Here is a 3,882-nt window from a genome sequence, read left to right on the forward strand (position 1 = left end):
TTAATTTATCAAGACCTAATTTTTAAAAATAGGTAATTAAGGAGAAATGAATATATTATACATGTATAATATATTCATTTCTCTTATATTTTCTTATAGATATCTCCATAACTAATTTTTAACTGTTCCTTTAGTTGCTCATTTTCCTCTTCTAACTTTTTTATTTTTCTTTTGAGGCTTGCAATTATAGCATCTTTATTATTATCATCCATTTCCCTTTTAACCTGTTTTGGAGTAGGTACTTGTGATTGTTGCCGCCTTAAAGTTTCAATTCTTTCTCTAATGTTAAGATTACTATATAAAGTTGCTTTAGAAACTCCTGATTCATTAGCAACACTATTAAAATTAATGTTCTTATTTATTTTAATAAGTCTTTTTATAGACTCATCTACCTTTCTTTGAGTATCAGCCCTTCTTTGAGCATGTAATTGGTTTAAGTGTTCTTTACGATCATAACTACTCATTATTTATCACCACTTTTTTTATTAATCTATCTAATTTTCCATATACAATATTTCCGCTATATACAGTATCATATATTTCTTCATATAGGTTTAAAAGCTCTTCATTTTCTCTAGCCATATCCTCACGATTATAATATTTAGCCTGTTCTATAAGAGATCTTGTAGCATTTATATGTATTTCATATTTCTTTACATCTCCTTCAAATATACCCACTGCTAAATCCTTGCATGGTCTACCTCCATTACAAGTTAAGCAAGGTGGTTGCTTAGCAAAATTACATTTTCCTTTACTTCTCTGTAAACAGGTTCCATAAGGAGTATCTATGGAGCTTAATTTATGATTAGTCCAAAGCATATCAAGAATATCTTCAGGAGTATCTCCATGCGTTTCTTCATAAAGTTTACCTTCAATATCAAAACTGAATATCCCTTGATTTATTACATTGTCAAAGACTTTCCTCTTATTATCATCAAGAAGTCTTGCATATCTCATTGTCATTTCTGGCGAAGCATGAGCCAATAATTCCTGAACAGTTAATATATCAGCACCACCATTTAATACTTTTATAGCATAGGTATGTCTAAAGGAATGGTTTTTAAAGTGATACAAATGACCCATTTCATCGATTATATTATATTCTCTTGCAAAAGCGTTAAGATTGTTCCGGATCCAATCCTTTGAATAAGGTCTGCCTTTTCTGCTGCCATTATATCTAACAAAAATATAATTTTCAGGATTGTTATCCTCATTACTATTTTGCTTAGTATTATTAATTAAAATAGATAACATATTAGCCAATTCATCATCAATAGGTATTCTATGTCCAATTTCATAAGTTTTTTCTATGTCAGTTTCTACCCAGTATTTATTATTAAGCTTAACAAGACAATCTTGTTTTAATCCCAACACATCAGATATACGTAGTCCTGTTTTATACATTACCCAGATGACAGGAATTACTTCTTTATGTAGATTATTAATATTATTAAACAACTGGTCTAAAACATAATCTGGTATATATTTTATTTGTTTATACGACTTTTTATTTAAAGTTGGTTTGTCATCTGGAAAGATAAGCATCCTAGCATTTTTAATAGGAGCAATAGAATACTCTTTTATTTGAATATCAGATAAAAATTTTTGAATACTAGTTAAAGCTCTAATTTTATAGCTTGATACATTAGCATCTTTACGAGTTAATCTATTTACTGTATAAGTATTTAGCCATTCTATATACTTCTCTATATGTTCTCTGTCTAATTTTTTTAAATCATTCCAAGTAGGTTCTAATTGTAGTATACAATATATAAATTTTTGAATAAAATTGAAAACATGCCGTGCAGTTCCAATAGTGAATTTATGATTACTTAATAGCTTCTGCTTAAAATATCTTTTTATTTCTGTTTTAATATTTTCATTCTCTATTGAGGTAAAATCTATTAGGTAACTAGTAGATGATTTATTAAAGGTTAAACCATACTTTTCAAGATTTTTTATATCCCAAATATCCTTTTCCCACTCTATTCTTGTATCTGTAAGACTAAATAACTCCTGATAAACTTGATTTAATAGGTATGCTATAGTGGTTTTGCAAGTACACTCTTTACCTAAACTTTTTTCATACCTCGTTACTAAAGTTTTTATACCCTTATTTTCAAGCCAGTCTATCCATTCAAAATTTGCTTTATCTATATCTAAATCAAGTATGGAATTTAAATTAGGATACTTTTCATTTATAAAGTCTGATAATCTTTTAAACATACTATTTTGGTTTACAAAAGCATTACAAAAAGACCATTCAGTTTTGAAAAATCTATGATAGATTATAAACTTTATTTCTTTATTTATATTAGGATTATTGAATCTAAAAAATATATTTTTATTTTTGTACTTATATTTCTCATACTGTTTTTTAAATTGTTCTATGCCACCAAAAAAGTCTATATGCCAAGCATCATTATCTATAAAATATGTTGTTCTAACTTCCTTATAGGTTACTGAACCGTCAATATTAATAAGCTTTTCCTTATAACTTGATATGGTATCAATAATTATTTGTTGATACTCTATCACGCTGTTATATCCAAGTAGATTTAAAGGATTCATCATTAGAATTTACCTTCCTCGTTTTTATTAGTAATTATCTTAAAGACTGGCTGTGCTATTTCCCAACTTTTTCTTATGTCCTCATCTGAAGGATGCAGATATAGATTCATAGTAGTTTGTATTTGGGAATGACCTAATCTTTCTTGCACCTGCTTAATATCTTTTGTCTGTCTATAATACATGGTAGCATGTGTATGTCTTAAAAGATGGGGATAAATTCTTATTCCAGTTTTCTTCTCCAGCATCTTAAATAGAGAATTAACATTAGAGTAATCCATGGGTTCTCCACATTTTTCACCTTTTATTTTAATAAATACAAAATTAGTATCTATTTCTAAATCGTCTAATATATCATACATGTAGTCATCAAACAAATCCATTAACTCTTGCGATACATGAATTTCTCTTTCTCCTGTCTTTAATTTAGAACCATTAACAAGTTCTCCTCTATCCACTAACCTGATTTTATGACCATTTTGATAATCACAAATAAAATCTTCAATAAATAGTGATAAGGCTTCTCCAATTCTTAGCCCTGTTTCAAATAATAGTCTAATTAAAAAACTATCCCTTATATTTGTCGTTGCAGTGTATATTTCTTCTACTTCTTCTTTAGTAAGTACCTTTAACTTTTTTCTTGGTTCTTCAATTTTTAAAATATTCCTATTTATAGGTTTATCTTTATTCACATGATATAAAAAGTCTTTATAAATCCTATTTTTCCCAATAAATATTTGTTTCATAAGTTTATCAATCATGTCATTATTTATTTCTTCTGTTCTAAATAGATAGTCATAGAAATTAGTAACTGCTGAAATAATTAAATTAACTGTTCTTTCTGTTCTCTTTGATTTAGTAGGCATTATACCGACTATTTTATTACTTTCATAAGGATTTCTTAGCCAACCAACAAAATCAGATAAATCGTTAATATTAATTTCCCGATAATCTTTTTCTACTTCTTTTAAAAATTCAAAATAGAGCTTTAAACTATAGCAGTAAGTTTTCTGAGTGTTACTACTTTTTTCTGTATTATCAAGATATTTAATATATTTAACCACTGGAATTACTGGTAAACCATCATCAAGTAACATGTATCCTTTTTTATTTTCCTGTAATATGACTTCCTGCACTTTCAAGGCTATCCTCCAACACTCACTATTTTATTTACATTTTATTAAATATATTATACTATATATACTAAATAGATATAGTTAATTTAATAATTTCACTTTATAAAAAATATAGTGAATAAATAGTTATATTAAACTATCTATTCACTATTAATTATACTATATTTAAATTAATGAT

At 26.9% G+C, this 3,882-nt stretch carries 3 protein-coding genes; all 3 read right to left on the bottom strand.

Annotated features, from left to right (window positions below):
- Nucleotides 1-83: 83 nt before the first annotated feature.
- From RDK80_RS20005 to RDK80_RS20015, 3 genes are read right to left on the bottom strand one after another with little or no spacing between them, the layout of a single operon-like run.
- Complete coding sequence (locus RDK80_RS20005) at nt 84-464, bottom strand: DUF6262 family protein (RefSeq protein ID WP_216554050.1); 381 nt, start codon at nt 462-464, stop codon at nt 84-86.
- The gene (locus tag RDK80_RS20010) at nt 457-2,574 is read right to left on the bottom strand and encodes a site-specific integrase (protein ID WP_216554053.1); all 2,118 of its coding nucleotides are present in this window, start codon (nt 2,572-2,574) and stop codon (nt 457-459) included. The genes RDK80_RS20005 and RDK80_RS20010 overlap by 8 nt, the downstream gene beginning before the upstream one ends.
- On the bottom strand, nt 2,574-3,704 hold the full coding sequence (locus RDK80_RS20015) for a tyrosine-type recombinase/integrase (protein ID WP_308525318.1): 1,131 nt from the start codon (nt 3,702-3,704) through the stop codon (nt 2,574-2,576). Before RDK80_RS20015 ends, RDK80_RS20010 begins: the two co-directional genes overlap by 1 nt.
- Nucleotides 3,705-3,882 lie beyond the last annotated feature (178 nt).

It is taken from the genome of uncultured Tissierella sp. (assembly GCF_902479755.1).
Taxonomy (GTDB): Bacteria; Bacillota; Clostridia; order Tissierellales; family Tissierellaceae; genus Tissierella; species Tissierella carlieri.

What these genes read in the sequence shown, in the direction of transcription:
- RDK80_RS20010 (WP_216554053.1), bottom strand. Translation starts at nt 2,574, where the DNA reads ATGATGAATCCTTTAAATCTACTTGGATATAACAGCGTGATAGAGTAT.
- RDK80_RS20005 (WP_216554050.1), bottom strand. Translation starts at nt 464, where the DNA reads ATGAGTAGTTATGATCGTAAAGAACACTTAAACCAATTACATGCTCAA.